At 70.7% G+C, this 2,408-nt stretch carries 2 protein-coding genes; both read right to left on the bottom strand.

Translation table 11 applies throughout. From position 1 onward, the window contains the following. On the bottom strand, window positions 1–942 hold a 942-nt coding region (locus HUK84_RS15010; RefSeq protein ID WP_176641004.1), incomplete at its 3' end, for a response regulator. Beyond that, window positions 939–2,408, bottom strand: a 1,470-nt coding sequence (locus tag HUK84_RS15015) for a hybrid sensor histidine kinase/response regulator (RefSeq protein WP_176641005.1), incomplete at its 5' end; no start/stop codon positions are given. The genes HUK84_RS15010 and HUK84_RS15015, both read right to left, overlap by 4 nt.

The raw sequence follows: 2,408 nt of genomic DNA on the forward strand, positions 1-2,408 counted from the left end.
GGCCGCGGCCATCGCGTTGTCGAGCAGGCGGGCCGTGCGGGAATCGAGCGGGGGGCCGGTGTCGGTGGCGAGTTCCAGCGAGCCCATCACCGCCGTCAGCAGATTGTTGAAATCATGGGCGATGCCGCCGGCCATGGTGCCGAGGGCCTGCATCTTCTCGGCCTGGCGGAGGCGGGCCTCCATTTCCCGCTGGCGGGTGATGTCGCGGTTGATCAGCACCGAATGGGAGCCGCTGCCCGGAGTGGCGCCCGGATTGGCGTCGAGCCGCGCGCGGGTGAATTCGCGCCAGACCGTGCCGCCGCCGGGCGTGGGAAAGGCGATGACGTCCTCGTCCTTGCCCTCGGCGGCCATCCGGGCCTCGGCGGCGCGCAGGGCGGGGAGCTGGGCGGGGTCGGTCAGGTCCTCCTCGCGCTGGCCGAGGCAGGCGGCCTCGTCCCGGCCGTAGAAGGCGGCGGCCTGGCGGTTGATGCGGATGAATCGGCCCTGGGGGTCCTTGAAGGCCAGACCGGAGCGCAGGTTCCGGAGCAGCCCGTGCAGCAGCATGCGTTCGGTGTGCAGTTCGCCTTCCAGCCGGTGGCGGTGGGCGGCCTGGACAATCATCGCGCGCAGGGCGTCGCCGTCCCAGGGCTTGTGCGAATAGAACGAGATGCGGCCCTGGTTCAGCGCCGCGGCGACGGCGCCGATGTCGGCGTAGCCGGTCAGCAGGATCGCCTGGGCGTCGCAGAAGGCGCGGGCGCGGGCCAGCATGACGTCGCCGCCCATTTCCGGCATGCGCTGGTCGGAGACGATGACGTCGACATCCGGGCGGCGGGCCAGGATGTCCAGGGCCTCGGCCGGCGAGGTGGTGGAGAGGATCGTGAACGAATCCTCGAGCAGGTCGGTGAGGGCCACGAGGATTTCGGGTTCGTCATCGACCAGGAGGACGACGGGGCGGGCCGTCATGCGGGGGCTCCGGCGCCGACGGGGCGGGGGGGCGGCATGGCCCCGGGATGGGTGCCGGGAGTGGTGCCAGGATCAGCGCCAAGATCGGGGAGCGCCGCCAGTTCGGGCTGCCAGGGCACCGCGACGGTGAAGAGGGTGCCGCCGCCCGGCGCGTCGGTGGCGGTGATCGTGCCGTGATGGGCCTGCACCACGCCATAGGCGATGGCGAGCCCCAGGCCGGTGCCGGCCCCGACGGGCTTGGTGGTGAAGAAGGGCTCGAAGACCCGTTCCTTCATGTCCGGGGGGATGCCGGGGCCGTTGTCGCGGATGGTGAAGACGTAGGTCTGGCGATCGCCCCCGTTCTGGCGATCGCCGTTTTGTCGATCGTTGGCGGCGCGCAGTTCGGTGCCGATGCTGATCAGGCCGGCGGGCATGGATGCGGCGGATGTGGGGGCGCCGGGGGCGGCAGCGGACTGGTCGGTCATGGAGAGGATGGCGTCGGCGGCGTTGCTGATGATGTTCATGATCACCTGGTTGAGCAGCGCGGACTGGCAATAGAGCCGGTCGGGCGCGCGATAGTTCCGTTCGACCGCGATATGGCCGCCGAATTTCTGGGTCAGCAGGGCGAGCACGGTTTCGAGCGCCTCGGGCACGTCGATGACCTGGAACTGGCCCTCGTCCAGGCGGGAGAATTTGCGCAGGTTCACCACCAGGTTCTGGATGCGGCGCAGGCCGAGATTCATCGATTCCACCCGGTCGCGGCATTTCGCCAGCGCGGCGCGGCGTTCGGCGGCGGCCGAGGTGGCGGCGGGGAACGCGCCTTCCCCGGATATGTCGTTCTCGGGTGCGTCCTTCTCGGCGTCGATCACCTGGGCCAGCAGGCGGGCGACCGTGTCCTTGTGCGCCAGGATGAAGGCGAGCGGATTGTTGATTTCATGCGCGATCCCGGCGACCAGCTCGCCCAGCGAGGCCATCTTCGCGGTCTGGACCAGCTTGCTCTGGGTTTCGATCAGCTTGCGGTTGGCGGCGGCCAGTTCGGTGTTGGCCTGTTCCAGCGCGCCGGCCAGCGACGCCTTGGACGCGATGGCGGCGGCCTCGGCGCGGGCGGTTTCGACCGCGATCTCGCGCGCCTGGCGTTCATGGTCGATGCGCCTGGCCTCGTCCTGCAGCAACTTGCGGCGCAGCAGGGCGCGGATGCGCAGGGCGAGCATTTCGGGCTCGACATCGTCGGAGACCAGATCGTCCACCCCGGCCTCGAACGCGCGGGCGGAGAGGGCGCCGCGCGCGGCCTGGCCGCCGCTGAGCCCGAGGATGCGTGGCGGGACGGCGCCGCCCACCACGATTTTCTGCCGCAGATCGTCCAGTTCGCGGCAGAAGGCGATGCCGTCGAACCGGCCGGAGACCAGGTCGACCACCACGCAGTCGGGGCCGCGCGCCGCGTCCAGCCAGCTCTGCCAGTCCACGGCGGAGGGATGCGGCGCCACCAT

This window comes from Nguyenibacter vanlangensis (genome assembly GCF_013376155.1).
In the GTDB taxonomy this organism is placed as follows: Bacteria; Pseudomonadota; Alphaproteobacteria; order Acetobacterales; family Acetobacteraceae; genus Gluconacetobacter; species Gluconacetobacter vanlangensis.